This window comes from Streptomyces sp. NPDC127129 (assembly GCF_042671585.1).
Taxonomy (GTDB): Bacteria; Actinomycetota; Actinomycetes; order Streptomycetales; family Streptomycetaceae; genus Streptomyces.
Window position 1 is genome coordinate 229,964 of the sequence record NZ_JBHXTV010000003.1, and the last position, 25,083, is coordinate 255,046.

22 protein-coding genes are annotated in these 25,083 nt (G+C 73.4%); 10 read left to right on the top strand and 12 right to left on the bottom strand.

What is annotated here, in order from left to right; genetic code table 11:
- Nucleotides 1–73: 73 nt before the first annotated feature.
- Entirely contained in the window at nucleotides 74–1,873 is a 1,800-nt protein-coding gene (locus ACFVGW_RS07180; protein WP_385851144.1) for a bifunctional metallophosphatase/5'-nucleotidase, read from the top strand.
- A gap of 6 nt (nucleotides 1,874–1,879) precedes the next feature.
- Here ACFVGW_RS07180 and ACFVGW_RS07185 read toward each other — a convergent pair whose 3' ends face one another.
- From ACFVGW_RS07185 to ACFVGW_RS07210, 6 genes are all read right to left on the bottom strand, one after another.
- Nucleotides 1,880–3,292 carry a lysine N(6)-hydroxylase/L-ornithine N(5)-oxygenase family protein gene (locus ACFVGW_RS07185; protein WP_385851145.1) on the bottom strand — a complete coding sequence of 471 codons (1,413 nt, stop codon included), beginning with the start codon at nucleotides 3,290–3,292 and terminating at the stop codon, nucleotides 1,880–1,882.
- The gene (locus tag ACFVGW_RS07190) at nucleotides 3,289–4,794 is read right to left on the bottom strand and encodes a pyridoxal phosphate-dependent decarboxylase family protein (RefSeq protein ID WP_385851146.1); all 1,506 of its coding nucleotides are present in this window, start codon (nucleotides 4,792–4,794) and stop codon (nucleotides 3,289–3,291) included. The genes ACFVGW_RS07185 and ACFVGW_RS07190 overlap by 4 nt, the downstream gene beginning before the upstream one ends.
- Nucleotides 4,795–4,942: 148 nt before the next feature.
- Complete coding sequence (pepN, locus tag ACFVGW_RS07195) at nucleotides 4,943–7,435, bottom strand: aminopeptidase N (RefSeq protein ID WP_385851147.1); 2,493 nt, start codon at nucleotides 7,433–7,435, stop codon at nucleotides 4,943–4,945.
- Between the two features lie 68 nt (nucleotides 7,436–7,503).
- Nucleotides 7,504–8,499: an asparaginase gene (locus ACFVGW_RS07200; RefSeq protein WP_385851148.1), complete on the bottom strand. Its 996-nt coding sequence runs from the start codon at nucleotides 8,497–8,499 to the stop codon at nucleotides 7,504–7,506.
- The gene (locus ACFVGW_RS07205; protein ID WP_383221222.1) at nucleotides 8,496–8,804 is read right to left on the bottom strand and encodes a chorismate mutase; all 309 of its coding nucleotides are present in this window, start codon (nucleotides 8,802–8,804) and stop codon (nucleotides 8,496–8,498) included. The genes ACFVGW_RS07200 and ACFVGW_RS07205 overlap by 4 nt, the downstream gene beginning before the upstream one ends.
- Before the next feature lie 11 nt (nucleotides 8,805–8,815).
- Complete coding sequence (locus tag ACFVGW_RS07210) at nucleotides 8,816–9,703, bottom strand: helix-turn-helix domain-containing protein (RefSeq protein WP_383221224.1); 888 nt, start codon at nucleotides 9,701–9,703, stop codon at nucleotides 8,816–8,818.
- 84 nt (nucleotides 9,704–9,787) lie between these two features.
- Between ACFVGW_RS07210 and ACFVGW_RS07215 the strand changes: the two genes are divergently transcribed.
- Nucleotides 9,788–11,530 (top strand): beta-galactosidase family protein, encoded by a 1,743-nt coding sequence (locus ACFVGW_RS07215; RefSeq protein WP_385851149.1) that lies wholly within the window; start codon nucleotides 9,788–9,790, stop codon nucleotides 11,528–11,530.
- An 80-nt stretch (nucleotides 11,531–11,610) separates the two neighbouring features.
- Here ACFVGW_RS07215 and ACFVGW_RS07220 read toward each other — a convergent pair whose 3' ends face one another.
- Nucleotides 11,611–12,408 carry a serine protease gene (locus tag ACFVGW_RS07220; protein ID WP_352186358.1) on the bottom strand — a complete coding sequence of 266 codons (798 nt, stop codon included), beginning with the start codon at nucleotides 12,406–12,408 and terminating at the stop codon, nucleotides 11,611–11,613.
- Between the two features lie 141 nt (nucleotides 12,409–12,549).
- Between ACFVGW_RS07220 and ACFVGW_RS07225 the strand changes: the two genes are divergently transcribed.
- From ACFVGW_RS07225 to ACFVGW_RS07260, 8 genes are all read left to right on the top strand, one after another.
- The gene (locus ACFVGW_RS07225; RefSeq protein WP_385851150.1) at nucleotides 12,550–13,434 is read left to right on the top strand and encodes a hypothetical protein; all 885 of its coding nucleotides are present in this window, start codon (nucleotides 12,550–12,552) and stop codon (nucleotides 13,432–13,434) included.
- Nucleotides 13,435–13,503: 69 nt separating this feature from the next.
- Nucleotides 13,504–15,135, top strand: a complete 1,632-nt coding sequence (locus tag ACFVGW_RS07230; RefSeq protein WP_385851151.1) for an ankyrin repeat domain-containing protein — start codon at nucleotides 13,504–13,506, stop codon at nucleotides 15,133–15,135.
- 196 nt (nucleotides 15,136–15,331) lie between these two features.
- The gene (locus ACFVGW_RS07235) at nucleotides 15,332–16,483 is read left to right on the top strand and encodes an ABC transporter substrate-binding protein (protein WP_385851152.1); all 1,152 of its coding nucleotides are present in this window, start codon (nucleotides 15,332–15,334) and stop codon (nucleotides 16,481–16,483) included.
- A 100-nt stretch (nucleotides 16,484–16,583) separates the two neighbouring features.
- Entirely contained in the window at nucleotides 16,584–17,492 is a 909-nt protein-coding gene (locus ACFVGW_RS07240) for an ABC transporter permease (RefSeq protein WP_385851310.1), read from the top strand.
- Nucleotides 17,480–18,334, top strand: coding sequence for an ABC transporter permease (locus ACFVGW_RS07245; protein WP_385851153.1), 855 nt, complete (start codon nucleotides 17,480–17,482; stop codon nucleotides 18,332–18,334). Before ACFVGW_RS07240 ends, ACFVGW_RS07245 begins: the two co-directional genes overlap by 13 nt.
- Nucleotides 18,331–19,407, top strand: a complete 1,077-nt coding sequence (locus ACFVGW_RS07250) for an ABC transporter ATP-binding protein (RefSeq protein WP_385851154.1) — start codon at nucleotides 18,331–18,333, stop codon at nucleotides 19,405–19,407. The genes ACFVGW_RS07245 and ACFVGW_RS07250 overlap by 4 nt, the downstream gene beginning before the upstream one ends.
- Nucleotides 19,404–20,057 (top strand): HAD family hydrolase, encoded by a 654-nt coding sequence (locus tag ACFVGW_RS07255; protein WP_383221235.1) that lies wholly within the window; start codon nucleotides 19,404–19,406, stop codon nucleotides 20,055–20,057. Before ACFVGW_RS07250 ends, ACFVGW_RS07255 begins: the two co-directional genes overlap by 4 nt.
- A gap of 25 nt (nucleotides 20,058–20,082) precedes the next feature.
- Nucleotides 20,083–20,838 carry a GntR family transcriptional regulator gene (locus ACFVGW_RS07260; protein WP_385851155.1) on the top strand — a complete coding sequence of 252 codons (756 nt, stop codon included), beginning with the start codon at nucleotides 20,083–20,085 and terminating at the stop codon, nucleotides 20,836–20,838.
- 49 nt (nucleotides 20,839–20,887) lie between these two features.
- On the opposite strand, the gene ACFVGW_RS07265 is transcribed toward ACFVGW_RS07260, so the two are convergent.
- From ACFVGW_RS07265 to ACFVGW_RS07285, 5 genes are all read right to left on the bottom strand, one after another.
- Nucleotides 20,888–21,448: a phosphonate degradation HD-domain oxygenase gene (locus tag ACFVGW_RS07265; RefSeq protein ID WP_385851156.1), complete on the bottom strand. Its 561-nt coding sequence runs from the start codon at nucleotides 21,446–21,448 to the stop codon at nucleotides 20,888–20,890.
- Nucleotides 21,445–22,536: a TauD/TfdA family dioxygenase gene (locus ACFVGW_RS07270; RefSeq protein WP_385851157.1), complete on the bottom strand. Its 1,092-nt coding sequence runs from the start codon at nucleotides 22,534–22,536 to the stop codon at nucleotides 21,445–21,447. Before ACFVGW_RS07270 ends, ACFVGW_RS07265 begins: the two co-directional genes overlap by 4 nt.
- 155 nt (nucleotides 22,537–22,691) lie before the next feature.
- On the bottom strand, nucleotides 22,692–23,111 hold the full coding sequence (locus ACFVGW_RS07275) for a ribonuclease (protein ID WP_385851158.1): 420 nt from the start codon (nucleotides 23,109–23,111) through the stop codon (nucleotides 22,692–22,694).
- Nucleotides 23,112–23,393: 282 nt separating this feature from the next.
- Complete coding sequence (locus ACFVGW_RS07280) at nucleotides 23,394–24,275, bottom strand: SDR family oxidoreductase (RefSeq protein ID WP_385851159.1); 882 nt, start codon at nucleotides 24,273–24,275, stop codon at nucleotides 23,394–23,396.
- A gap of 1 nt (nucleotide 24,276) precedes the next feature.
- A complete protein-coding gene (locus tag ACFVGW_RS07285; RefSeq protein WP_385851160.1) occupies nucleotides 24,277–25,041 on the bottom strand; it encodes an SDR family oxidoreductase in 765 nt (254 codons plus the stop codon).
- Between the last annotated feature and the right edge of the window lie 42 nt (nucleotides 25,042–25,083).

Consider the following 25,083-nt stretch of genomic DNA (forward strand, 5'->3'; position numbering starts at 1 on the left):
AAACTCTGTCGCGCGGGGGACGGGTTGGGCCAGAATCTACGCGCGTTGTGCACCACCGGACCAAGGAGAACACATGCCGCTGAACCGCCGGACGTTCCTGGAGAGCTCCGTCGCCGTCGGAGCCGGAGCCGCCCTCACCACGGGGGTCGCCGCCGCCCCGGCCCAGGCCCACGGACCGCGTCCCAAGCCGGCCAAGCGGTACTCCTTCACCGTGATGGGCACCACCGATCTGCACGGCAACGTCTTCAACTGGGACTACTTCACCGACAAGGAGTTCGACGACAAGGCGCACAACGACGTGGGCCTCGCGAAGATCTCCACCCTGGTCGACCAGGTGCGCGAGGAGAAGGGGCGGTGCAACACGCTCCTCATCGACGCCGGCGACACGATCCAGGGCACCCAGCTGTCGTACTACTACGCCAAGGTCGACCCGATCACCGCCCGCCGCGGTCCCGTGCACCCGATGGCGCAGGCGATGAACGCGATCGGGTACGACGCGGCCGCGCTCGGCAATCACGAGTTCAACTACGGCATACCGGTGCTGCGGAAGTTCGAGGAGCAGTGCGACTTCCCGCTGCTCGGCGCCAACGCGCTGGACGCGAAGACGCTGCGGCCGGCGTTCCCGCCGTACAGCATGCACCGGCTGCGCACGCCGCACGGCCGGGACGTGAGGGTCGCGGTCCTCGGTCTGACCAACCCGGGCATCGCGATCTGGGACAAGGCGAACGTCAGCGGCAAGATGGTCTTCCCGGGTCTGGAGGAGCAGGCGGCGAAGTGGGTGCCGAAGCTGCGTTCGATGGGCGCGGACGTGGTGGTCGTGTCGGCGCACAGCGGTTCCAGCGGTACGTCCTCGTACGGTGACCAGCTCCCCCATGTGGAGAACGCGGCCGGTCTCGTCGCCGAGCAGGTCCCCGGCATCGACGCGATCCTCGTGGGTCACGCGCACACCGAGATCCCCGAGTACCGGGTGAAGAACAAGGAGACCGGCAAGGACGTCGTGCTGTCCGAGCCCCTCAAGTGGGGTCAGCGCCTCACCCTCTTCGACTTCGACCTGGTGTGGGAGAAGGGCCGCTGGGTCGTCGAGAAGGTCGGCGCGCAGGTGCTGAACTCCAACACCGTGGAGGAGGACCCGGAGATCGTCGGGCTGCTCGCCGACGAGCACAAGAAGGTCGTGGCGTACGTCAACCAGATCATCGGCACCTCCAGTGCGACGATGGCCACGGCCGACGCGCCGTGGAAGGACGAGCCGATCATCGATCTGATCAACCACGTGCAGGCGGAGACGGTGAAGGAGGCGCTGGCGGGCGGCGCGTACGCGGCTCTGCCGGTGCTGTCGCAGGCGTCCTGCTTCTCCCGTACGGCGGCGATCCCGGCCGGTCAGGTCACCATTCGTGACGCGGCCGGGCTCTATGTCTTCGAGAACACGCTGGAGGCGCGTCTGCTCACGGGTGCGCAGGTCAAGGACTACCTGGAGTTCTCGGCGCGGTACTACGTGCAGACCCCGGCGGGTGCGCCCGTGGACACGGCGAAGCTGACGAACGCGGACGGTACGCCGGACTACAACTACGACGCGGTGTACGGCGTGACGTACGAGATCGACATCGCCAGGCCGGCGGGTTCGCGGATCGTGAACCTGTCCTTCGGCGGGAAGCCGATCGACCCGGCCGCGCAGTTCGTCCTCGCCGTGAACAACTACCGGGCCAGCGGTGGCGGCGCGTTCCCGCACGTCGCCAAGGCTCAGCAGCTGTGGGCCAATTCGGACGAGATCCGCAACACGATCATCCAGTGGGTGAAGGCGAAGGGGTCGGTCGACCCGGGCCAGTTCGCGTCGGTGGACTGGAAGCTGACCCGGGACGGTGTCCCCGTCTTCTAGGGCGGTTCAGCTCTGCGTGAGAGGCGTCAGCGCCTGGCCCTGGGCCGGGACGCGTGGCGCCTCTCGCCGTTCCAGGCCGAAGCTGGTGAAGGCGGTTCGGCGCGGCAGCGGGTACGGCTCCTTGCCGGTGAGCGAGTTGAGGATGGTGGCGCTGCGCCAGGCGGCGAGTCCGAGGTCGGGGGCGCCGACGCCGTGGGTGTGCTTCTCGGCGTTCTGTACGTAGACGGAGCCGGTGACGGATGCGTCGAGGTCGAGCCGGAAGGCGTCATCGATCCTGGCCCGGCCGGCGGAGTCGTGGCGCAGGTAGGGGTCGAGTCCGGCGAGCATCCGGTCGACGGGGCGTTCGCGGTAGCCGGTGGCGAGGACGACGGCGTCGGTGGTGAGGCGGGAGCGGGTCGACTGCTGCAGGTGTTCCAGATGGAGTTCGACCTTGGTGGTGGCGACGCGGCCGGCGGTGCGGACGCGCACGCCGGGGGTGAGGACGGCGTCGGGCCAGCCGCCGTGGAGCGTGCGCCGGTAGAGCTCGTCGTGGATGGCGGCGATGGTGTCGGTGTCGATGCCCTTGTGCAGCTGCCACTGGCGGGGCACGAGTTCGTTGCGCGTCTGCTCGGGCAGTGCGTGGAAGTAGCGGGTGTAGTCGGGGGTGAAGTGTTCCAGGCCGAGCTTGGAGTACTCCATGGGTGCGAAGGCCTCGGTCCGGGCCAGCCAGTGGATCTTCTCGGCGCCTGCGGGTCTGGCGCGCAGCAGGTCGAGGAAGATCTCGGCGCCGGACTGGCCCGACCCGATGACCGTGACGTGCTCGGCGGCGAGGAGCCGTTCGCGGTGCTGGAGGTAGTCGGCGGAGTGGAGGACGGGGACGTTCGGGGCGTCGGCCAGCGGCTTCAGGGGTTCGGGTACGTACGGTTCGGTGCCGACGCCGAGGACGACGTTGCGGCTGTAGGCGCGGCCGAGGGCCTCGGCCTCGCCGTCCTTGTCGAGCTGGGTGAAGTCCACCTCGAACAGGGCGCGTTCGGGGTTCCAGCGGACGGCGTCGACCTGGTGGCCGAAGTGCAGCCCGGGGAGCTGGGCGCTGACCCAGCGGCAGTAGGCGTCGTACTCGGCGCGCTGGATGTGGAACCTCTCGGCGAAGTAGAAGGGGAAGAGCCGGTCGCGGGAGCGCAGGTAGTTGAGGAACGACCAGGGGCTGGCGGGGTCGGCGAGGGTGACCAGGTCGGCGAGGAAGGGGACCTGGAGGGTGGCGCCCTCGATGAGGAGGCCGGGGTGCCAGTGGAAGGCGGGGTTCTGGTCGAAGAACGCGGTGGCGAGGCCGCCGGGGACGCCGTGGGCGAGCGCGGCGAGGGAGAGGTTGAAGGGGCCGATACCGATGCCCACCAGGTCATGGGGGTGGTCGAGGTCGCGCTGGGGGGTGCTGCCGGTCATCGGTCGGTGCTGCCTTCCACGAGGTCCAGGATGTCTTGGAGGTCGCCGGGGGTGGCGTGGGGGTTGAGCAGGGTGGCCTTGAGCCAGAGCCGGCCGTCCGCGTGGGCGCGGCCCAGGACGGCCCGTCCCTCGGTGAGGAGGGTGCGGCGGATCGCGGCGACGGTGGTGTCGTCGGCGCCGGCGGGCCGGAACAGCACGGTGGTCAGGGCCGGGCGCTCGTACAGCTCCAGGTCCGGGGTCTTCTCCACGAGGTCGGCGAGCTGCTGGGCGAGGTCGCAGACCCGGTCGACGAGGGCGCCCATGCCGTCGCGGCCGAGGGCGCGCAGGGTGACGGCGATCTTGAGGATGTCGGGGCGGCGGGTCGTGCGCAGGGAGCGTCCGAGGAGGTCGGGGAGGCCTGCCTCGGTGTCGTCGGCCGCGTTGAGGTAGTCGGCGGTGTGGGAGAGGGCCGCGAGGTCGCGCCCGTCCCGTACTGCGAGGAGTCCGGCGGCGGCCGGCTGCCAGCCCAGTTTGTGCAGGTCGAGGGTGACGGTGCGGGCACGGTCGAGGCCGGCCAGGAGCGGGTGGCGGGTGTCGCTGAAGAGCAGGGGGCCGCCGTAGGCGGCGTCGACGTGGAGTTCGGCGCCGTGGGCGTCGCAGAGGTCGGCGATCTGCGGGAGGGGGTCGATGCGGCCGGTGTCGGTGGTGCCGGCGGTCGCGGCGACGAGGAGGGGGCCGTGGAGGTCGGTGAGCGCCTCGTCGAGGGCGACGGGGTCGAGGGTGCCGTTGGGGGTGGGCACGGTCACCGGTTCGGGGAGGCCGAGGAGCCAGGCGGCGCGGTGGAAGGAGTGGTGGGCGTTGGCGCCGACGACGGTCTGGACGCTGTGGCCCGGGCCGTGGCGTTCGCGGGCGAGGAGGAGCGCGAGCTGGTTGGACTCGGTGCCGCCGGTGGTGACGAGGGCGTCGGGGCGGGGCGGGCGGGACGCGGCGGGGACGCCGCCGGATCCGGTGCGGTCGGATCCGGTGCGGTCGGATCCGGTGCGCTCGGGTCCGGTGCGGTGGGGTCCGGTGCGGTCGGGTCCGGTGGCGTCGGGGCCCGGGGGGTAGACGGCCGTGGACAGGGCTTCGGTGACCAGGGCTTCGAGGGCGGAGGCGGCGGGGGCCTGGTCCCAGGAGTCCATGGACGGGTTGAGCACGGACGCGGCGAGGTCGGCGGCGGCGGCGAGGCCGAGGGGCGGCGTGTGGAGGTGGGCGGCGCAGAGGGGATGGGCGGGGTCCGCGGCACCTTCGGCGAGCACGCGGGTGAGGGTGCGGAGGGTCTCGGTGGGGTCGGTGCCGTGGGTGGGGAGCGGGTCTCCCAGTGCCTCCCGGACGCGGGCGGTGACCTCGTCCGGGCCGCCGGAGGGGATCGGTCCGCCGCGCGCGGTCGCGCCCGCGCGGAGTGCGTCGAGGACGGTGTCCAGGAGGGGGCGCAGGGCGTCGGTGTCCGTCGCGGCGAGGGGTGGGGCGGGGTCGGCACGCATGGGCACGAGCCTGCCGGGGGTTCTGGGGGTATGTCCGACGATGTCTCGGGAGCAACCCGAACGGGGGACGGGTCCTTGACAGGACGCCGTCCCCCGGGTGGCCGTTCGCCCGCGGTCGGTGGGCGGTGAGCCCCGGGCCCGCGGTCCGTCAGGCGGTGCGGACCGTCAAGGCCCGTCGCAGGTCGGCGAGTTGGTCGACGAGCTTGCGGTGGAGGGCCGGGGTCAGCTCCGGGTCGGCGAGGTGGGACTCGCCGAGCGCGAGGGACTCCTGGTCGATCGCGAACGCGGGGAACGCGTAGCGGCCGGCCGCGGCGGCCATCGCGGCGCCCCTGCGGGCGCCGAGCGCGATGGCGGCCGGGTAGAAGCGCGTCACGTACTCCCGTACCAGATCGGCCTGTTCGGGCTGCCAGAAGCCCTGGGACGTCGCCGTGAACAGGTAGTTGGACAGGTCGTCCGAGTCGAAGAGGGCGGACCAGGCGGCCGCCTTCGCCTCGGGCGTGGGCAGGGCGGCCCGGCAGCGGGCCGCGCCCTCCTGGCCGGTGGCGCTCGGGTCCCGCTCCAGCTCACGGTCGATCACGGCGCCGTCGACCGCGCCCAGGGCCGAGAGCCGGGCGAGGATGCGCCAGCGCAGCTCCGGGTCGAGCTCCGGTCCGCCGGGGACGGTCCCGTCGGCGAGCCAGCCGGCGAGGGTGTCGGGCTGCGTGGCGCTGCTGATGAACGTACGGACGGCGGTGAGGCGCAGTCCGGGGGCGTCGCCGTCCTCGGTGTGGCGGATGAGGGTGCGGGCCAGGGAGGTGAGCTGGGCGAGCGCGGCGGGGCGGTCCTCGGGGGCGAGGTAGTGGTCGGCGATCTGGGTGCGGGCGAAGGCGAGGACGCCCTGCACGACGGCCAGGTCCGACTCCTCGGGGAGGTGGGCCTCGGCCGTGGCGAGGTAGTCGCGGGGGTCCAGTTCGCCGTCGCGGACCATGTCGCGCAGGGTGTTCCAGACGAGGGCGCGGGTCAGGGCGTCGGGGATGGCGGAGATGGAGCGCAGGGCGGTCTCGAGCGAGGTCTCGTCCAGGCGGACCTTGGCGTAGGTGAGGTCGCCTTCGTTGAGGACGACGAGGGCGGGGCGCGGTCCGGGGAGGTCGAGGGGCGCGGTCTGCGGGACGTCGGTCTCCGGGCGTTCGCGCGCGACGAGGCGGCGGCCGTCGACGAGGTCGCGGTCGTAGACGCCGACGGCGATGCGGTGCGGCCTGCTGCCGTCGTGCCGGACGGTGAGCGTGGTGCGGGTCTCGTCGCCGCCGAGCTCGGGCGTGAGGGTGTCGACGCCGGTGGTCCGCAGCCACCGTTCGGCCCAGGCGTGGACGTCGCGTTCGGTGGCGGAGGCGAGGTTGTCGATGAAGTCGGCGAGGGTGGCGTTGCCGAACCGGTGGCGCTTGAAGTGGGTGTTGATGCCGGCGAGGAAGTCCTTCTCGCCCATCCAGGCGACGAGCTGGCGCAGCGCGGAGGCGCCCTTGGCGTAGGAGATGCCGTCGAAGTTGAGGAGCGCGGAGGCGGTGTCGGGGACGGCTTCCGGGTCGGGGGCGACGGGGTGGGTGGAGGGGCGCTGGTCGGCGTCGTAGCCCCAGGACTTGCGCTCGATGCCGAAGTCGATCCAGGTGTCGGGGAAGCGGTCGGAGCACGCCTCGTTGACGGTCTGGTAGCCCATGTACTCGGCGAAGGACTCGTTCAGCCAGATGTCGTCCCACCAGCGCAGGGTGACGAGGTCGCCGAACCACATGTGGGCCATCTCGTGGGCGATGACCATGGCGCGGGTCTGGCGCTCGGTGACGGTGACGGCGGAGCGGTAGACGAACTCGTCGCGGAAGGTGACGAGGCCGGGGTTCTCCATGGCGCCCGCGTTGAACTCGGGGACGAAGGCCTGGTCGTAGGAGTCGAAGGGGTAGGGCTCCTCGAACTTCTCGTGGAAGCGGTCGAAGCAGGCCTTGGTGATGTCGAGGATCTCGTCGGCGTCGGCGTCGAGGTGGGGCGCGAGGGAGCGGCGGCAGTGGATGGCGAAGGGCAGTCCGGCGTGTTCGGTGCGGACGGAGTGCCAGGGGCCGGCGGCGACGCAGACGAAGTACGTGGAGAGCAGCGGGGTGGCGGCTGCCTTCCAGCTGCCGTCGGGCTGCTGCTCGGTGATGCTGTTGGCGAGGACGGTCCAGCCTTCGGGTGCCTTGACGCTCACCTCGAAGACGGCCTTGAGGTCGGGCTGGTCGAAGGCGGCGAAGACGCGCTGGACGTCTTCCATGAAGAGCTGGGTGTAGACGTACGACTCGCCGTCGGTGGGGTCCTTGAAGCGGTGCATGCCCTCGCCGGTACGGGAGTACCGCATGGTCGTGACGGCGCGCAGCTCGTGCTCGCCCTCCGTGAGGCGCAGCGGGACCCGGTTCTCGTCGAGGGAGGCGGGGTCGAGGGGCTCGCCGTCGAGCTGGAGGGAGTGGAGCGTGACGGGCTTCAGCTCGACGAACGTCTCCCCCGCGGTCCGGGCGGTGAACCGGATGAGCGTGGTGGATTCGAAGGTCTCGTCGCCTGTGGTGAGGTCGAGGTCGACCGTGTAGTGCTGGACGTCGAGGAGCTGGGCACGGGTCTGCGCTTCGTCGCGCGTCAGTACGGACATGGGGCCATGCTGCCCGATGGTGCCGGGGCGGGGCACGGGGGTTCCGCCGACGGCTTCGCGCGGCGCCGTCAGGCGAGGCCGGCACCCGTGACGTGGGCGTAGGCGGCGGTGATGCCGGGTCGGTCGTATCCGCTCGGGCTCCTGGCGCCGGTGGAGAGGAGCGCGTGGAGCAGGAGGCGGGCCTTGGCGGGGTCGAGCGGGCCCGCGGGGACGAGTCCGCGCTTCAGGAGGTCGTGCTCGGATCCGGGACCGCGGTAGGTACGGCTGAGGGTGGCTCCGGCGCCGGTGCGGGAGGCGAGGACGACGGGGATGCGGGTCGCGAGCCGTTCCAGGGGTTCGACGAGCCAGGTCGGGACGTGGCCGGCGCCGAAGGCGGCGACGACGAGGCCGTCGAAGCGGGTGTCGACCGCGTCGAGGAGTTCGCCGCGGTCGCCGAGGGAGAGGGTGACCAGGGCGACGCGTACCCCCGGGTCGAAGCGGAGCGGGTGGATGGCGCTGGTGCCGGTGGGGCGGAGCAGGACGCGCGGCTCGCCCTCGACGACGGCGCCGAGCGGCCCGGCGCCCGGGGAGGCGAAGGTGGCGACGGAGGTGGTGTGGGTCTTGCGGACGAGGCGGGCGGCGTGGATCTCGTCGGCGAGGACGACGAGGACGCCGAGGCCCGCGCAGCCGGGGTCGGCGGCGACGGTGATCGCGGCGGCCAGGTTGGCGGGGCCGTCGGCGCCGGGCAGGTCGGGGCGGCGCATGGCGCCGGTGACGACGACGGGCCGGTCGGTCTCGCAGAGGAGGTCGAGGAGGAAGGCGGTCTCCTCCAGGGTGTCGGTGCCCTGGACCACGACGACGCCTGAGCCGGCGGCGACGGTGTCGCGGACCTCGGTGGCGAGGGCGGCGAGGTCCTCGGAGGTGAGGGAGGAGCTGGGGAGCCGGCGGAAGTCGCGCAGTTCGACGGAGAGGCCGGCGTCGGTGACGCCGAGGCCGGCGAGGACCTCGGCTCCCGTCATCCGGCTCGCGTCGCCGCCGCGCGCGGAGATCGTCCCGCCGAGGGTGAAGACCGTGACCGGGTTCATCGTTGCGCTCCGTCCGCGATCGTCTCGTGGTGGCGGATGACCTCCGCGATGATGAAGTTCAGCAGCTTCTCCGCGAACGCCGGGTCCAGTTTCGCGCTCTCGGCCAGCTCCCGCAGCCGGGCGATCTGGCGGGACTCGCGTGCCGGGTCGGCGGGCGGCAGCTGGTGCTCGGCCTTGAGGACACCGACCTGCTGGGTGCATTTGAAGCGTTCGGCGAGCATGTGGACGACCGCCGCGTCGATGTTGTCGATGCTCTCGCGCAGCCGGGTCAGTTCCGCAGTGACGGACTCGTCGATCTCGCTCATGAGCAGCGAGCTTAGACGGATCGGGAGCGGAGGGTCGGCGGGTGTTCGGGATCCGGGATCTCGTTGCTCCAGCCGCCGGGCACGCTCCGGCCCTGCTGTTCGCGGAAGCGGACGGGGGCGGTGCCGACCCGGCGGGTGAAGAGCCGGGAGAAGTAGGCGGGGTCGTCGTAGCCGACGCGGCGGGCGACGGCGGCGACGGGCAGCTCGGTGGCGGCGAGGAGTTCCTTGGCGCGGCCGAGCCGGATGGTGAGCAGATAGTCCTTGGGGCTGCAGCCGGCGGTGCGGCGGACGGCGGTCCGCAGTTCGGCCTGGGTCATGCCGTGGCGGGCGGCGTGCTCGGCGACGGACAGCGGCTGGAAGGCGTCGCGGGCGAGGGCGGTGAGGACGGGGTCGCCGTCGGCGTTGGTGTCGGCGCGGGCGCGGCGCAGGGCGACCAGGAGTTCGTGGACGGCGGCTCCGGTCTCGACCTCGAGGAGGGGGTTGCCCCGGCGGGCGGCGCGGGCGATGCGGCCGACGGCGGCGCGTGCGGCGCCGGCGTCGGCGAGGGGGACGACGGGCCGGTCGGGTTCGATGTAGCCGAGTTCGGTGTAGGTGGCGGTGGCGGGTCCCGCGAAGTCGACGAAGGCCTCGTCCCAGCCGGTGCCGGGGTCGGCGGAGTAGTGGTGGGGTACGCCGGGGGTGAGCCAGATCAGGGCGGGCGCGGTGATGGTGGTGCGGCGTCCGTCGGGGCCCCGGTACCAGCCGCTGCCGGCGCTGACGAGGACGGCCACGTGGTGGTCGAGGGTGCGGGGGCCGACGGTGGGCAGGGCGCCGTGCTGGAGGCCGACGCCGAGGCAGACGAGGCCGAGGCGGTGGTGGACCGGGCTGGGGGTGAAGTAGCGCATCCAGGTGTGGTACATCCGCCGTACCTGCCTTTCTTCCGTCCAAACAGCGACGATCTTTGTCCATGGACCGGTCCGCCGCCAGAGGGCGAGGGTGAGGTCATGAGCACGTTCGCTGTGGGTGACGAGGACTTTCTTCTGGACGGCCGGCCGGTGCGGCTGCTGTCGGGGGCGCTGCACTACTTCCGGGTGCACGAGGAGCAGTGGGGCCATCGCCTGGAGATGCTCCGGGCGATGGGGCTCAATGGTGTCGAGACGTACGTGCCGTGGAATCTGTACGAGCCGGAGCCGGGCCGCTTCGGGGACGTGGGGGCGCTCGGCCGGTTCCTGGACGCGGTGGCGCGGGCCGGGATGTGGGCGATCGTGCGGCCGGGGCCGTACATCTGCGCCGAGTGGGAGAACGGTGGGCTGCCGCACTGGCTGACGGGGCGCCTGGGGCGGCGGGTGCGGTCGGAGGACCCGGAGTACCTCGGGCATGTGGAGCGCTGGTTCCGCCGGCTGCTGCCGCAGGTGGTGGAGCGGCAGATCGGCCGCGGCGGTCCGGTGATCATGGTCCAGGTGGAGAACGAGTACGGGAGTTACGGCTCGGACCGGGGGTATCTGCGCCAGGTCGCGGATCTGCTGCTCGACTGCGGGGTGGAGGTCCCGCTCTTCACCTCGGACGGGCCTGAGGACCACATGCTGACGGGCGGTTCGGTTCCGGGGGTGCTCGCGACGGCGAACTTCGGCTCGGGGGCGCGGGAGGCGTTCGCGGTGCTGCGGCGGCACCAGCCGTCGGGGCCGCTGATGTGCATGGAGTTCTGGTGCGGCTGGTTCGACCACTGGGGCACGGAGCACTCGGTACGGGACGCGGCGGACGCGGCGGCGGCGCTGCGGGAGATCCTGGAGTGCGGGGCGTCGGTGAACGTCTACATGGCGCACGGGGGGACGAACTTCGCGGGCTGGGCGGGTGCGAACCGGGCCGGTGAGCTGCACGAGGGCGAGCTGCTGCCGACGGTGACCTCGTACGACTACGACGCGCCGGTGGACGAGGCGGGGCTGCCGACGGAGAAGTACTGGCGGTTCCGTGAGGTGCTCGCGCGGTACGCGGAGGGGCCGCTGCCCGAGGTGCCGGCGCCGCCGCGGCGGATCGCCGGGCCGGTGGAGGCCGCCCTGACGGAGTGGGCGCCCCTCGATGAGGTCCTGGAGGTCCTCGGTGACGAGGAGTCCCGGGCGCCGGTGCCGCGGACCTTCGAGGAGCTGGGTGTGGACCGGGGTCTGGTCCGCTACCGCCTGGAGGTTCCCGGGCCACGGCGGCCGTACCCGCTGTCCGTGTCCGGGCTGCGCGACCGTGCGGTGGTGTACGTGGACGGGGTCCGGGCGGGCGTGCTGACGTCGGAGGACGCGGTGCTGCCCGAGCCGGTGGCGGGGCCGGCGGTGGTGGAGCTGTGGGTGGAGTCGCTGGGGCGGGTCAACTACGGGCCGCGGCAGGCGGAGCCGAAGGGGATCACGGGCGGCGTCCGGCACGAGCGGCAGTACGTGCACGGGGTGCGGTCCCGGGGGCTGAGGCTCGACGCCTTCGAGGCGGCGGCGGTGGCGAAGGTGCCGTTCCGTCCGGTGGCCGACGGGAAGCTGCCGGGTCTCCACCGGGCGGTGGTGGAGGTGTCCGGGCCGGGCGACGCGGCGCTGTCGCTGCCGGGCGGGACGCGGGGCTTCGTCTGGGTGAACGGCTTCTGTCTCGGCCGGTACTGGAGCGCGGGCCCGCAGGAGTCGCTCTTCGTCCCGGGCCCCGTGCTGCGGGAGGGCGCCAACGACGTGTGGGTGCTCGAACTGGAGGGCGGGGCGGGAAGCGTGCGGCTGGGCTGAGGGGCGAGCGTGTACGGGGGCGGCGGCCCCGCCCCCGTACACGCTCGGGGTTTTGCCGGTCGTACCGGTCCTACGTGGTGTTAGAGGGTCGCCGCGGCGGACTTGATCTGGGCGGCGAAGGTCGAGACCTCGGTGTACACGCCGGGGAGGCCCGGACGGGCGCAGCCCTCGCCCCAGCTCACGATGCCGACCTGGATCCAGGCGCCGGCGTTGTCGCGGCGGAACATCGGGCCGCCGGAGTCACCCTGGCAGGTGTCGACGCCGCCCTGGTTGTAGCCGGCGCAGATCTCCTCGCCGGCGACGAGGGAGCTGCCGTAGGCGGCCTTGCAGTCGGTGTCCGAGACGAACGGGACCGTGGCCTTGCGCAGGTACCGCTGCTGCGCGCCGCCCTCGCGGGTGGCGCCCCAGCCGGCGACGGTGAAGGTGCCGCTGTTGTACGCGGTGGTCTCGGCGATCTTGAGGGTGGGCACCGAGGTGATCGGCGAGGCCAGCTTGATCAGGGCCCAGTCCTTGCCCTGGCCGTTGTAGCCGGGGGCCTGGAGGACCTTGGTCGAGCGGACCTTGATGGCGCTGCTGGACTGGAGGTCCACGACTCCGGCGGTGGCGGTGATGCTGGTGTTGTTGCCGGAGCCGTTCACACAGTGGGCGGCGGTGAGGACGATCTGCGACGTCAGCATCGAGCCGCCACAGCCCATGGAGAGCCGGACCATCCAGGGGAACTCGCCCTGGGCGGCGCGGGTTCCGCCGACGACCGGGGCGGGCGCGGCGAAGGCGCTGGAGGGCTGGAGGCTGACGGCCGCGAGGACGACGGCGCCGGCGGCGGCGATTCTCTGAAGGGCGCGGACGAACCTGTTCTTCTTCAAGTGTCTGCCTTTCATGGGGGGTTGGCCTTGATGGCATGTGCCCGTCAAGGCTTGGTCGGGATTATGGACAGCGCCCCGTGAGGGCCACAAGGGCGCGTTTTCGGCCAGCGCCGCACTCCCGCGAGGCCTCGTACAGTGGAGGGAAGGGGGTGCGGCGTGCCGAACGGAAGCGAAGTCGACGGGGTCGTTCACGGGTTTCCGCACCTCGCCACGGTCCGGGCCTCGATCACCGCGCTGTACCGGCGACTGTCGGCGGACGGGGTGCGGCGGTACGGAGCGAGCGTGTCCGCCCAGGCCGTGGCCTTCGCCGACGAGGAGGACCTCCACCTCGGCGCCCAGCGCGTGGCCGGGGCCCTCGTGCACCATCTGAGGCTGCCCGAGGCGCGGATGATCGTGAGCTTCCGGGAGATGGAGCACGCGGCGGGCGTCGAACTGGCTGCGGGTCCCGAGTACTTCGTGGAACTGAACGACCGTTTCCGGGGCCACCGCAGGGACATCGGGGCGGCGCTGGCCCATGAGATCACGCACGTGCTGCTCCACCGCCTCGACCTGGGCTTTCCCGGCACCAGGGACAACGAGATCCTCACCGATGTGGTGACCGCCTATCTGGGGGCAGGCTGGCTGCTGCTCGACGCGTTCCGGGAGGACGGGATGTCCAGCCAGAAGCTCGGGTACCTGACGCCGGAGGAGTTCGGGTACGTGCTGGCCAAGCGGGCCGAGGTGTTCGGGGAGGACCCCTCGCCGTGGTTCACCAGCCCCCGCGCCTACGAGGCGTGGATCCGCGGGCGGGAGGAGGCGGTGCGCGACGCCCGGCGGCCCCCGCTGGCGGCGGCGGGATGGGCGGCCCGGCACCGGTACGCGAAGGACCGCCGCTACGGACGGGCGGCCCAGGACGCTCCGTACGCCTTCGAGGGGAGCGGGGCCTCGGCCCGCGTCTCCTTCCCGTGCCCGGTGTGCCGGCAGCGGCTGCGGGTGCCGACGGGCCGGCGGGTGCGCGCCCGATGCGGGGTGTGCGAGGCGGTCCTGGAGTGCGACACGTAGTCCCGACGGGTGGTTCGGGGGGCTGTTACTCATTTGCGCCGTCCGCGCCCCGCGGGTGAAGGTCGGTGGATGAGCACGCTGTTCGAGGCAATGCACGAGGGGGACGACGCCGTGGTGCGCGTCCTGCGGAGCGGGGTCTCCCCCGAGACGGACGACGAGGGGGAGACGGCGCTCTACCGGGCGGCCGTCGCGAACGAACCGGGGATCGTAAGGCTGCTCCTCGCGGCCGGGGCGGATCCCGGGCGGGGCAGCGGCGAGGAGGCGGGGGACCTTCCGCTGTGCGGTGCGGCCTGCGGCGGGCACGCGGACGTGGTGCGGGCCCTGCTGGCGGGCGGTGCGCGGGCGGATCAGGCCGAGGCGTACGGATTCACGGCCCTGGACTGGGCGGTGCGGCTCGGGCACGCGGAGACGGTACGGGTCCTGCTCGGACACGGCGCCGCGCCGAGCCGGCCCGGGCCGGACGGACTCCCGCCGCTGGTGGCGGCGGCACGGCGCGGTTCGACCGCGAGCGTGCGGGCGCTCCTGGAGTACGGCGCGGGGCCGGCCGAGGACGCCCTGCGCGAGGCGCGCCGCTGGATCGGGGTGGACATCGCCGGGGAGCTGCGGCGCGGACTTCTCGAAGCGGACCGGCCCGCGGGGCCCGAGGGGCCCGAGGAGACCGTGGTGCGGCGGGTGCGCGAGGACGGCGGGGTGACCGTCGTCGTCGACGTGCTGCGGGCGGACGGCGCGCCGAGCCGGGGCAACGAGCAGCAGACCGGCCACGCCGCGATCGCCACGCTCCTGGAGCGGGCGCTCGGTGTGCGCGTGTCGCCGGAGGAGCTCGCCACCCGGGCCCTGAACTGCGCGGACCCCGGCCTGGACGACTGGCAGGAGGCGGTCCGCGCGCTGGCCGACCGCGACGACGAGGAGACCTTCAAGGTGGCCGCCGCCTGGTGCGCGAGCGGGGGCCCGCTGCGACGGGCACTGGGCGCCCGCGTCCTGGGCGGCCTCGACCGCTTCACCTCGCGGGCCGTCCCGGTGCTGCGCCGGCTCGCGGCGGAGACGGCTGCGGAGACGGAGTCGGCGAAGGCACGGACGGCTGCGGAGACGGAGACGGGGTCGGCGAAGGCGAGGACGGCCGAGGAGACCGCAGCGGTGAAGGCGGGGGCGTGGCCGGCGACGGTGGCCGGTTCAGGGCCGGGCGGCGGCCCCGGCACCGCGCCGGGCGCCGCCCGCGAGCCCGCGCTCTCCGTCGTCGTCGCACTCGGGCGGTGCGGGGACGCGGAGGCGCTGCCGGAGCTGCTCCCGCTCGCCGATCACCCGGACGTCGAGGTGCGGCGGGCGCTCGGCTGCGCGCTCACGGGCCCGGTGCCCGCCGGGCATCCCGAGGCGGTGGCGACGCTGATCGCGCTGAGCCGGGACCACGACCACGGTGTACGGGACTGGGCGACGCTCGCGCTCGCGGAGGTTCCCGAGGACACCCCGGTCCTGCGGGAGGCGCTCGCCGCCCGGCTCGCCGACGACGACGAGGACGCGGTGGCCGAGGCCGCCCGTGGGCTGGCGATGCGTCAGGATCCGCGTGCCGTGGAGGTCCTGGCACGCCTCCTCGCCGACGGCGACCCGGAGGGGACGGCCCGCGACACCGCGCTGGCCGCCGTCGAGTACATCGCGGACCCCCGGGTCAGGACCCGCCTGGAGTGGACGACGCCGCGCTGCCGCTGACGGCGGGGCCGGAACACCTCGCGCCCAGGGCGCGCCACGGCCCCGGGCCGAGCGCCCCGTTCCGCCGGGGAATCGCAGGGCGGGCTTCTCCTCGCGTTCACCGAGGGGTCACCGCGACCCTCCGTAATGCAGGAGTTGTATGGACAACAGTTGTTCATACATCTTGGCCCCGCTCCCCTTCCCCCATGGAGTACGCGTGACCTCCCCTGCCCGCGCCGCCGTCCTGCTCGGCGCCCTCGGCCTGACCGCCCTGTCCCTCACCGCCTGCGGCGCCGCCCCGACGAAGGACGCCGCCGGCGCCGACGGGAAGAACCTCGCCACCGCCACCTCCGCCACCGAGGCCGGCGGCATGGACGCCCTGGTCGCCGCCGCGAAGAAGGAGGGCACGCTCAACGCGATCGCCATCCCCCGCGACTGGGCGAACTACGGCGCCATCATCGACGGCTTCACCGCGAAGTACGGCATCAAGGTGAACGTCGAGAACCCCGACGGCTCCAGCCAGGACGAGATCAACGCGGTGAAGTCCCGCAAGGGCCAGGACCGCGCCCCCGACGTGCTCGACCTCGGCGCCTCCTTCGCCCAGGCCGCCGGCGAGCAGGGCCTCACCGCCCCGTACAAGGTCGCCGCCTTCGACAAGATCCCCGAGACGCAGCGCGACGCACAGGGCCGCTGGTTCAACGACTACGGCGGCTACGTCTCCATCGGCTGCGACGCCAAGCGGGTCAAGGTCTGCCCGCAGACCTTCGCCGACCTGCTCAAGCCCGAGTACAAGGGCAAGGTCGCCCTCAACGGCAACCCGACGAAGTCCGGTTCGGCCTTCGGCGGCGTCTACGCGGCGGCGCTGGCGAACGGCGGCTCGTTCGACGACATCCAGCCGGGCATCGACTTCTTCGGCAAGCTGAAGAAGAACGGGAACTACAACCCCGTCGAGTCGACCCCCGCCACCGTCGAGAAGGGCGAGACGCCCATCTCCATCGACTGGGACTACCTGAACGCCGGCTACGCCGAGCAGTTCGCGTCCAAGGGCGTCGACTGGAAGGTCGCCGTACCCACGGACGGCGTGTACGCCCAGTTCTACTCGCAGGCGATCAACAAGGACGCCCCGCACCCGGCGGCCGCCCGTCTGTGGCAGGAGTACCTGTACAGCGCCGAGGGCCAGAACCTGTGGCTCAAGGGCTACGCCCGGCCCGTCCTGATGACGGCCATGGAGGCCGACGGCACGATCGACAAGACGGCCGCCGCCGCGCTGCCGAAGGTCGCGGGCACCCCGAAGTTCCCCACCGAGCAGCAGACCGCCAAGGCCAAGGAGACCCTGTCGCAGGGCTGGGCCGCGGCCGTCTCCGGGTGACGCCTCGATGACTCCGCATCCCTCCGCCTCCCCGTCCGGGGCCACCCGCGCGCACTCCGCGCGGGTGGCCCCGGCGGGGCCGGGGGCCGCCGGTTCCCCCATGGCCGACGACTCCCCCACGACCGCCGCCCCGCCCGTGGCCCCGCCCGCTCCGAGCGCCCCCGTGCGCCGGGCGCGGCGCCGCGGGCGGCCGGCGGCCTGGACGGCCGCGCTGCCGCTCTTCCTGGTCGTCGCGCTCGCCTTCGGCCTGCCCGCGCTCGCCATGGCCGACGGTGCCTTCACCGTCGCCGACGGCGGGTACGGCCTCGACAACGTGACCCGGTCCGTGGACGGCGCGTACCGCACCGCGCTGATCGGCAGCGTCGAGCTCTCCGCGCTCACCGCCGCCGCGGGCACGGTCTTCGGGCTGTTCCTCGCCCAGGCCGTGGTCTCCTCGCGCGGCCGGGCGCTCCGCGAGGCCGTCCTCACCGCGTCGGGCGTGCTCGCCAATTTCGGCGGTGTCCCGCTCGCCTTCGCGTTCGTCGCCACCCTCGGCAACGCGGGCGTGCTCACCACGCGCCTCGGGCTCGCCGACCACGGCTGGTCGCTGTACGGATTCTGGGGCCTCGCCCTGACCTATCTGTACTTCCTGGTGCCGCTGATGGTGCTGACCGTGGCTCCCGCGCTCGACGGACTGCGCGTCCAGTGGCGCGAGGCCGCCCACGACAACGGGGCGACGGCCTGGCAGTACTGGCGCCACGTCGGCATCCCGGTGCTCCTGCCGTCCCTGCTCGGCGGGTTCGTGCTGCTCTTCGGCAGCGCGTTCGCCGCGTACGCGACGGCCGCGGCGATGGTCGGCAGTTCCGTACCGCTGGTCACCCTGCAGATCGCGGACGCCCTCTCCGGCAACGTCCTGGTCGGCCAGGAGAACGTGGCGCTCGCGCTGAGCCTCGACATGGTCGTGGTCGCGGCCCTCGTGATGGCCGTCCACCTCCCCCTCCAGCGAAGGAGCACCCGATGGCTCGCCTAGGACGTCCCTTCGTCCTCCTGGTCGCGGGGGTCTACTTCCTGGTGCCGCTGCTCGCGTCCGCCGTCTTCACCGTGGACATCCCCGGGCAGGGGCTCACCCTCTCCTCGTACACCCGGATCTTCACCGCTCCCGGCTTCACCGGCAGCCTGCTGCTCTCGCTGGCGCTCGCGGCGGCGACCGTCGCGCTCGTCCTGCTGATCACTCTCCCCGCGGCGGTCGCCGCCCGGCTCTCGGCGCCCCGCCTGCGGCCGGTCCTGGAGGTCGTCTGCACGCTGCCGCTGGTGGTGCCGCCGGTGGCGCTGACCGCCGGGCTCGGGACCGTCCTGCGCTGGGGACCGGAGAAGCTCTCCACGACGCCGCTCTACCAGACGTTCGTGGCCGTGCAGAACCCGGACTTCCCCTTCGTCCTGGTCCTCGCGTACGCCGTGATGGCGCTGCCCTTCGTGTACCGCGCGCTCGACGCGGGCCTGCGCTCCGTCGACGTCCGCACCCTGGTGGAGGCCGCGCGGGACTGCGGCGCGTCCTGGCCGCGGGCGCTGGTCTCGGCCGTACTGCCGAATCTGCGCGGTGCGCTCCTGAACGCCTCGTTCCTGACGCTGGCACTGGTGCTCGGCGAGTTCACGGTCGCCTCGCTCCTCGGCTACCAGCCCTTCGCGGTGTGGATCGTGCAGGCCTCCGGCTCCGACGCCCGGCTCTCGGTGGCCGTGTCGCTGCTGAGCCTGCTGCTGACCTGGGTGCTGCTGCTCGCGCTGACCACCGTGGGCAACCGGCGCCGCCGTTCACCCCGCCCCTCCCGTACGTCCGAAGCCACCGACGCCTCCCGAGGAAAGACCTCCCGATGACCGTGACCGACACCCCCACCCGGACCGGAGCGGCTCTCCGGCTGAGCGGCCTGCGCCGGTCCTTCGGCTCCGCCGTCGCGCTCGACGGCCTCGACCTCGACGTCGCCCCCGGCGAACTCCTCGCCCTGCTGGGCCCGTCCGGATGCGGCAAGACGACCGCGCTGCGCGTGCTCGCCGGATTCGAGCGGCCCGACGAGGGCCAGGTGCTGCTCGACGGCGAGGACATCGTGCCGGTGCCCGCCAACCGCCGTGACACGGCGATGGTGTTCCAGTCGTACAGCCTCTTCCCGCACCTCACGGCCGCCGACAACGTGGCCTTCGGGCTGCGGATGCGCAAGGTGCGGGCCGCCGAGCGGCGTGCCCGCGCCGGTGAGCTGCTGGAGCTGGTGGGCCTCGCCGGTTACGGCGACCGCTTTCCGCACCAGCTCTCCGGCGGCCAGCAGCAGCGGGTCGCGCTGGCCCGCGCGCTGGCGCTGCGCCCCCGGCTGCTGCTGCTCGACGAGCCGCTGTCGGCGCTCGACGCCCGGGTGCGGGTGACGCTGCGGGAGGAGATCCGCCGGCTCCAGCTGGAGCTCGGCATCACCACCGTGTTCGTCACGCACGACCAGGAGGAGGCGCTCTCGATGGCCGACCGGGTCGCCGTGATGAACGGCGGCCGGCTCGAACAGTGCGCCACGCCGACGGAGTTGTACGAGCGTCCCGCCACGGACTTCGTCGCGGAGTTCATCGGCACGATGAACCGAGTACCGGGCCGGGCCGCCGGCGACGGCCACGTCGAGGTGCTCGGCGCCCGGCTGCCCGTCGAGGGACCGGACGGCACGGGTGACGTGCGGGTGCTGCTGCGGCCCGAGGCCCTGGAGGTGACGGCGGGCGGCCCCGCCCGTGTCACCGGCACCTCGTTCCACGGCCCGACGACCCGGCTGCGGATCACCCTCGCCGACGGTACGGACGTCAAGGCGGACGTCTCCACGCACGCGGCGGCCGGGCTGACCCCGGGCACGGACGTCTCCGTCCGCCCGCGGCAGCGGCCCGTGCTCCTCGCCTCCGGCGCGCCGACGGGCGGTGCGGCGTGACGCGGCTGCAGGCGGTCCTCTTCGACATGGACGGGACCCTCGTCGACACCGAGGGCGTCTGGCTGGACGTCGTCGAGGCCGCCGCCGCGCGCCGGGGCCGCGCCCTGGACGGCGGGCGCCGGACGGCGGTGACCGGACGGTCCGTCGAGGACACGGCGGCGCTGCTCCACGCGTACCTGGACGCTCCGGCGGCCGAACTCGCCGCCGAGCTGGGCGCGGACTTCGCCGGCCGGCTCGCGGTGGCCGCCGCGCCCCGCCCGGGCGCGCTGCGGCTGCTCGCCGCGCTCCGTGCGAGCCGGGTGCCGACGGCGCTCGTCTCCGCCTCGCCGCGGGCGGTCGTCGCCCAGGTGGCGAGCACCCTGGACGGGCACCGGTTCGACGCGCTGTTCGGCGCCGAGGACACCGTACGGACGAAGCCGGAGCCCGATCCCTATCTGGCGGCGGCCGTGGCGCTCGGCGCCGAGCCGGAGCGGTGCGTGGCGGTCGAGGACAGCCCGACGGGGGTCGCCTCGGCCGTCGCCGCCGGGTGCCGCGTCCTCGCGGTGCCGTCGACGGAACCGCTCGGGGCCTTCGCCGGGACCGAAGGCGTCACGCTCGCGGACTCGTTGACCGAGGTCGACCCCGAGCTGCTGAGCTCCCTGGTCGGGTGAGCGGGGCGCATGACAGGGTGGGCGTGTGAGTGAGGAACGGGCGCGGACGCCGCTGTATCTGAAGGTCGCCGCCGATCTGCGGACCGCCATCGCGGCGGGCGAGTACGGCTCCGGGGCGAAGCTGCCGGCGGAGGACGAACTGGCCCGCCGGTACGGCGTGTCCCGGGGCACGGTCCGGCAGGCGCTGGCCGCGCTGCGCACCGACGGCCTGATCACCTCCCGGCGCGGCTCGCGCCGGGTGGTCCTCGGCGGTCCGCGGCTGCACAGCTTCGGCGAGCTGCGCTCCTTCACGCGCTGGGCGCGCTCGCTCGGCGAGGAGCCGGGTGGCCGGATCGTGGCGGTCGAACGGGTCCCGGCGGACGCGGAGGAGGCCGAGAAGCTCCGTGTCGAGGAGGGCGCGCCGGTCTACCGGGTGCGAAGGCTGCGGACGCTCGCGGGCAGCCCGGTGATGGTGGAGCGGACGACGTATCCGGAGCGGATCGGGGAGCTGGTGGCCGGGATGCCGCTGGACACGGTCTCGCACTCGGAGCAACTGGAGCTGCACGGCGTGCTGTTCGCCGATGCGCGGCACACCATCGACCTGGTGCCGGCCGACGCGGACGACGCGGAGCTGCTGGGCTGCCGGGCCGGGGAGTCGCTGCTGCGGGAGCGGCGGCACTCGACCGACCCGGCGGGCAACCCGGTGGAGTGGTCGCAGGACCGGTATCTGCCGGGGACGGTGGCGTTCACGATGCAGAGCTCGACGGCGACGAGCGCGCTCGGCCGCCGCCTCGGCTCCTGAGCACTCGGCTCGTGCGCACTCGGCTCGAGCGCACTGGGCTCGTGAGCGCTCAGCTCGCGAGGAGCAGCCGGGCCAGCAGGGGCCGGAAGTGCTCGAAGCCGGGCGTCGACAGGTCAGGATCCTTCGCCTGCTCGTCCCAGCGGCGTACGGCGACGGCGTCCGCGGCCCCCGGGTGGGCCTCGAAGGCACGGACCTGCTCCTCGGTCATCGGCCCGCCCTGGACGGCCAGGGTGTGGACGGAGGCCTCGGAGAGCAGCGCGAAGTAGCCGGGCTCGACGGCGCACAGGTACCGCTTGGCGGCGACGTGCAGCCGTACGGGTTCGGTCACTTCGGGCCCGAACCACTGATCGAGCCAGTCGGCCCCGGTGTGGCTGTGCCGGTTGTCGGTGCCGTTCGCCATCAGGTCGCGGCCGGTGACCGCGCCCCGGAAGTGGCCGACGTCGTGCAGGAGCGCGGCGGCGACCAGGTGGGGCGGGGCGCCGGCCGCCTCGGCGAGCGCCCCGGCCTGGAGCATGTGCTCGGCCTGGGTGACGGCCTCGCCGAGGTACTCGGCGCTGCCCTCGCCCTCGAAGAGCGCGGCGAGGGTGTCGAGGGGGTGGACGGTCGTCACATGGCCTCCCGGCGCAGGACGGCGAGGGTGGAGGCGAGGCCGTCGATGTCGGCGTAGGCGCCCTGGAGGTGGCGGTCGCCGGACTCGGCGAAGGCGGTCCGGGCGTGCAGCAGGCGCGTGTTGTCGAAGATCAGGCAGTCGCCGGGGGCGAGCCGGAAGTCGAGCTGGAGCTCGGGGCGGAGCAGCAGCTCGCCGAAGCGCCGGTAGGCGGAGTAGAAGCCGGCGAGCAGGCCGGCGGGCAGCCGCAGGGTGCCGATGGAGCGGTTGTTGAAGCGGATCTCGCGGATCCGGCCGGTCGGGTCGGTGCCGATCAGGGGCCGGTGGGCGCGGAGTTCGGTGTGCTCGTCGGCGAAGGCGAACGGGACGGGGACGCGGGTGAGGATCTCGTACGCATCCGGGTCCTCGGCGCGCAGCAGGGCCGCCGCGTGGAATCCGTCCACCAGGCCGGAGTCGCCGCCCTGCGCCGCGTTGGTGAGGCAGTGCAGCAGCTGGAGCGTGGGGACCGGATCGCGGTAGGGGTTGTCGGTGTGCGGGGTGATCCGCGCGCCGGTGAAGGCGAGGTTGTTGGGGTCGGCCTCGACGCGGACCTCGAAGAGCTCGCCGTAGTTGGTCACGCGTACGTGGCCGAAGGTGCGGGCCACGTCGAGGACCTGGCGGTCGCGGACGGGCACGTCGCGTACGAGCGCGAAGCCGAGGCGGAGGACCGCGTCGAGCAGATCGGCGCGGACGGCGGGGTCGGACGTGTAGGAGGCCCAGCCGGCCTCGGGGATCCCGTCCGCGAACCGCTCGGCGGCCCACAGCTCCTTGTCGTCCTCGGTGCGGCCGTCGCCGGGGCCGGCCGCCGCGCCGGGCAGGTGGGCGTCCAGCCAGGACTCGGCGTAGAGCGAACGGTGGCCGTCGGGGGCCCAGACGACCTCGCGGGCGGGTGCGCCGTCGGGGGTGCGGGTGTCGTGGACGGTGCCGACGGCGAGCGCGGCGGGGAGTTCGGTGATCTGGAACAGCTTCTGGCCGTTGCGCGGGTCCCGGCACTGCGCGCAGGGGCAGTTGTCGCGTAGCCAGAGCGGCGGCGCGGCGGCGAGTGACGCCATGAGGTTCTCCAAGTTGTACAGACAACTTCTGTTCGGCCTGGAGCCTCGCAGCCACGGATGGCCGACGGGTTACGGACAGCCCAACACCCGGTCCGCGACCGGCCGGCATGGGGGTAGGTCCGGTCGCGGAACGGGGGCTGACGGGTCGGGCCGGCTCAGCAGCCGTGGTCGACGAGGTCGAACGTGGCGTAGTGGTCGGCCGTGTAGTAGTCCTCCTGGTGGGACTCGCCGGTCACGATCCGACGCGCACCGCGGGTGGAGGACCCCGGGGTCTTCACCGTGTACTCGTGGTAGTAGCCGGTGGAGTGGTCCGGGAGGACTCCTTCCCGGTTCTGGAAGACGGTGCCGTCCTGGGGGTACGGGAAGGGCCCGTCCTGCTCGATCAGGCGGAGGGTGTCGTGGGCCTGGGAGGGGAGGTCGGAGAGGCAGATCTCTCCGACGGCGGCGGCCGAGAAGGAGGAGGCGGACGGACCCGCTGCCGGGGCGACGGCCGCGCCGGCCGGGGCACCGAGGAGGAGGGTCGTGACGAGGGCGGCGGCGCCGCCGATGACGGTGAATCGTGGGGGGATTCGCATGGCTCGATGATGACGCGCGTAGAAGTGACTCCGACAGCCCAACTCCCCTCATTTCGCTGGACGTTAACTTCTCCTGCCCGATGTGGTGACCGCGTGTGCGGCCCACACGCGAGCGCCACGAAGTCCCCGTCTCCCGGGTGTCGGGAACGGGCTTCGCGGCGCGGGCGGTGCCCTTCGGGCCTCGGAGACCGGGACGCGCCGGCACCTTCGGGCGTCAGAGGCGGGGACGCGCCGTCGCCTTCGGGCGTCGGAGCCCGGGACGCGCCGGACCGGCCGGCACCCTCACCCTCCGGAGCCGTACACCGGCTGCGGCACCTCGGCCTCCGCCAGGAGCTTCAGCGCCGTCCCGCCCGCCTCCGCGGGGCTCCACCGCGCCCCCTTGTCGGCCGTCGGGCCGGGCCGCCAGCCCTCCATGACGGTGATGCGGCCGCCCTCCGCCTCGAAGACCCGGCCGGTCACCCCCGTCGAGGAGGCCGAGCCCAGCCAGACGACCAGCGGGGAGACGTCCTCCGGCACGCCCTCCAGGCCCGCGAAGGCCCCCTCCGTCATCCGGGTTCTGGCCGCCGGAGCGATGGCGTTGACCTGAACGCCGTAGCGGCCCATCTCCGCCGCCGCGACCAGCGTCAGGCCGACGATCCCGGCCTTGGCCGCCGCGTAGTTGCCCTGCCCGACGCTGCCCGCGAGGCCCGCGCCCGAGGTGGTGTTGACCACCCGGGCGACCGGCTCACGGCCCGCCTTGGCCTCCGCGCGCCAGTACGCCGCCGCGTGCCGCAGAGGCAGGAAGTGGCCCTTCACGTGGACGCGCATCACCGCGTCCCAGTCGTCCTCGCCGAGGTTCACGAGCATCCGGTCCCGCAGGAAGCCCGCGTTGTTGACCAGGGTGTCGAGGCGCCCGAAGGCGTCCAGGGCGGCGGCGACCAGCGAAGCCGCCCCCTCCTGCGTGGCGATGTCGCCGCCGTGCGCCACGGCCTCGCCGCCCGCCGTACGGATCTCCTCCACCACCTGCTGGGCGGGCGAGCCCGACCCGGCGGAACCGTCGAGCCCCACCCCCAGGTCGTTGACGACGACCCTCGCCCCCTCGGCGGCGAAGGCGCGCGCGTGCGCCCGCCCCAGACCCCGTCCCGCTCCGGTCACGATCACGACCCGGCCCTCGCACAGTCCCATCTCAGCTCTCCTTGTTGACAGTTGCGGCATCCAGGAACGCGGGGCGCTCGCCGCCCCCGTGCACCAGCAGCGAGGCCCCCGAGACGTACGCGGCCCGGTCGGAGGCGAGGAAGACCGCCGCCTCCCCCACGTCCGAGGGCTCGGCGAGCCGGCCGAGCGGCACGGTCCGGGCGACGGCCGCGATCCCGTCCTCGTCCCCGTAGTGCAGGTGGGAGAGTTCGGTCCGGACCATCCCGAGGACCAGGGTGTTCACCCGGACGTACGGGGCCCACTCCACGGCCATCGAGCGCGCGAGGTTCTCCAGGCCCGCCTTCGCGGCGCCGTACGCGGCCGTGCCCGGCGAGGGCCGGGTCGCGCTGACGCTGCCGATCATGACGACGGAGCCGTGCGAGGCCCGCAGCAGCCCGTGGGCGGCCAGCGAGACCCGCAGCGGAACGGCCAGGTTCAGCTCCATCACCCGCGCGTGCCGCTCGGCATCCCCCTCGCCGAGGAGCCGGTACGGCGTTCCACCGGCGTTGTTGACCAGCACGTCCAGCCGTCCGTACCGCTCGCCGACGCCGGCGAGGAACGCGCCGACGGCGGCGGGTTCGCGCAGGTCGACGGGGACGAAGGCGGCCTCGCGGCCCCCGTCCGTGACGGGCGTGTCCGGCGGTCTGCGGGCGCAGACGACCACCCGCGCCCCCGCCCCGAGGAACGCCCGCGCGATGCCCGCGCCGACACCGCGCGTGCCGCCGGTGACGACGGCGACCCTCCCGTCCAGCTCCATCGGCTGCTACCTTTCCTCACCAAGCAGTCACCTAACAAATGT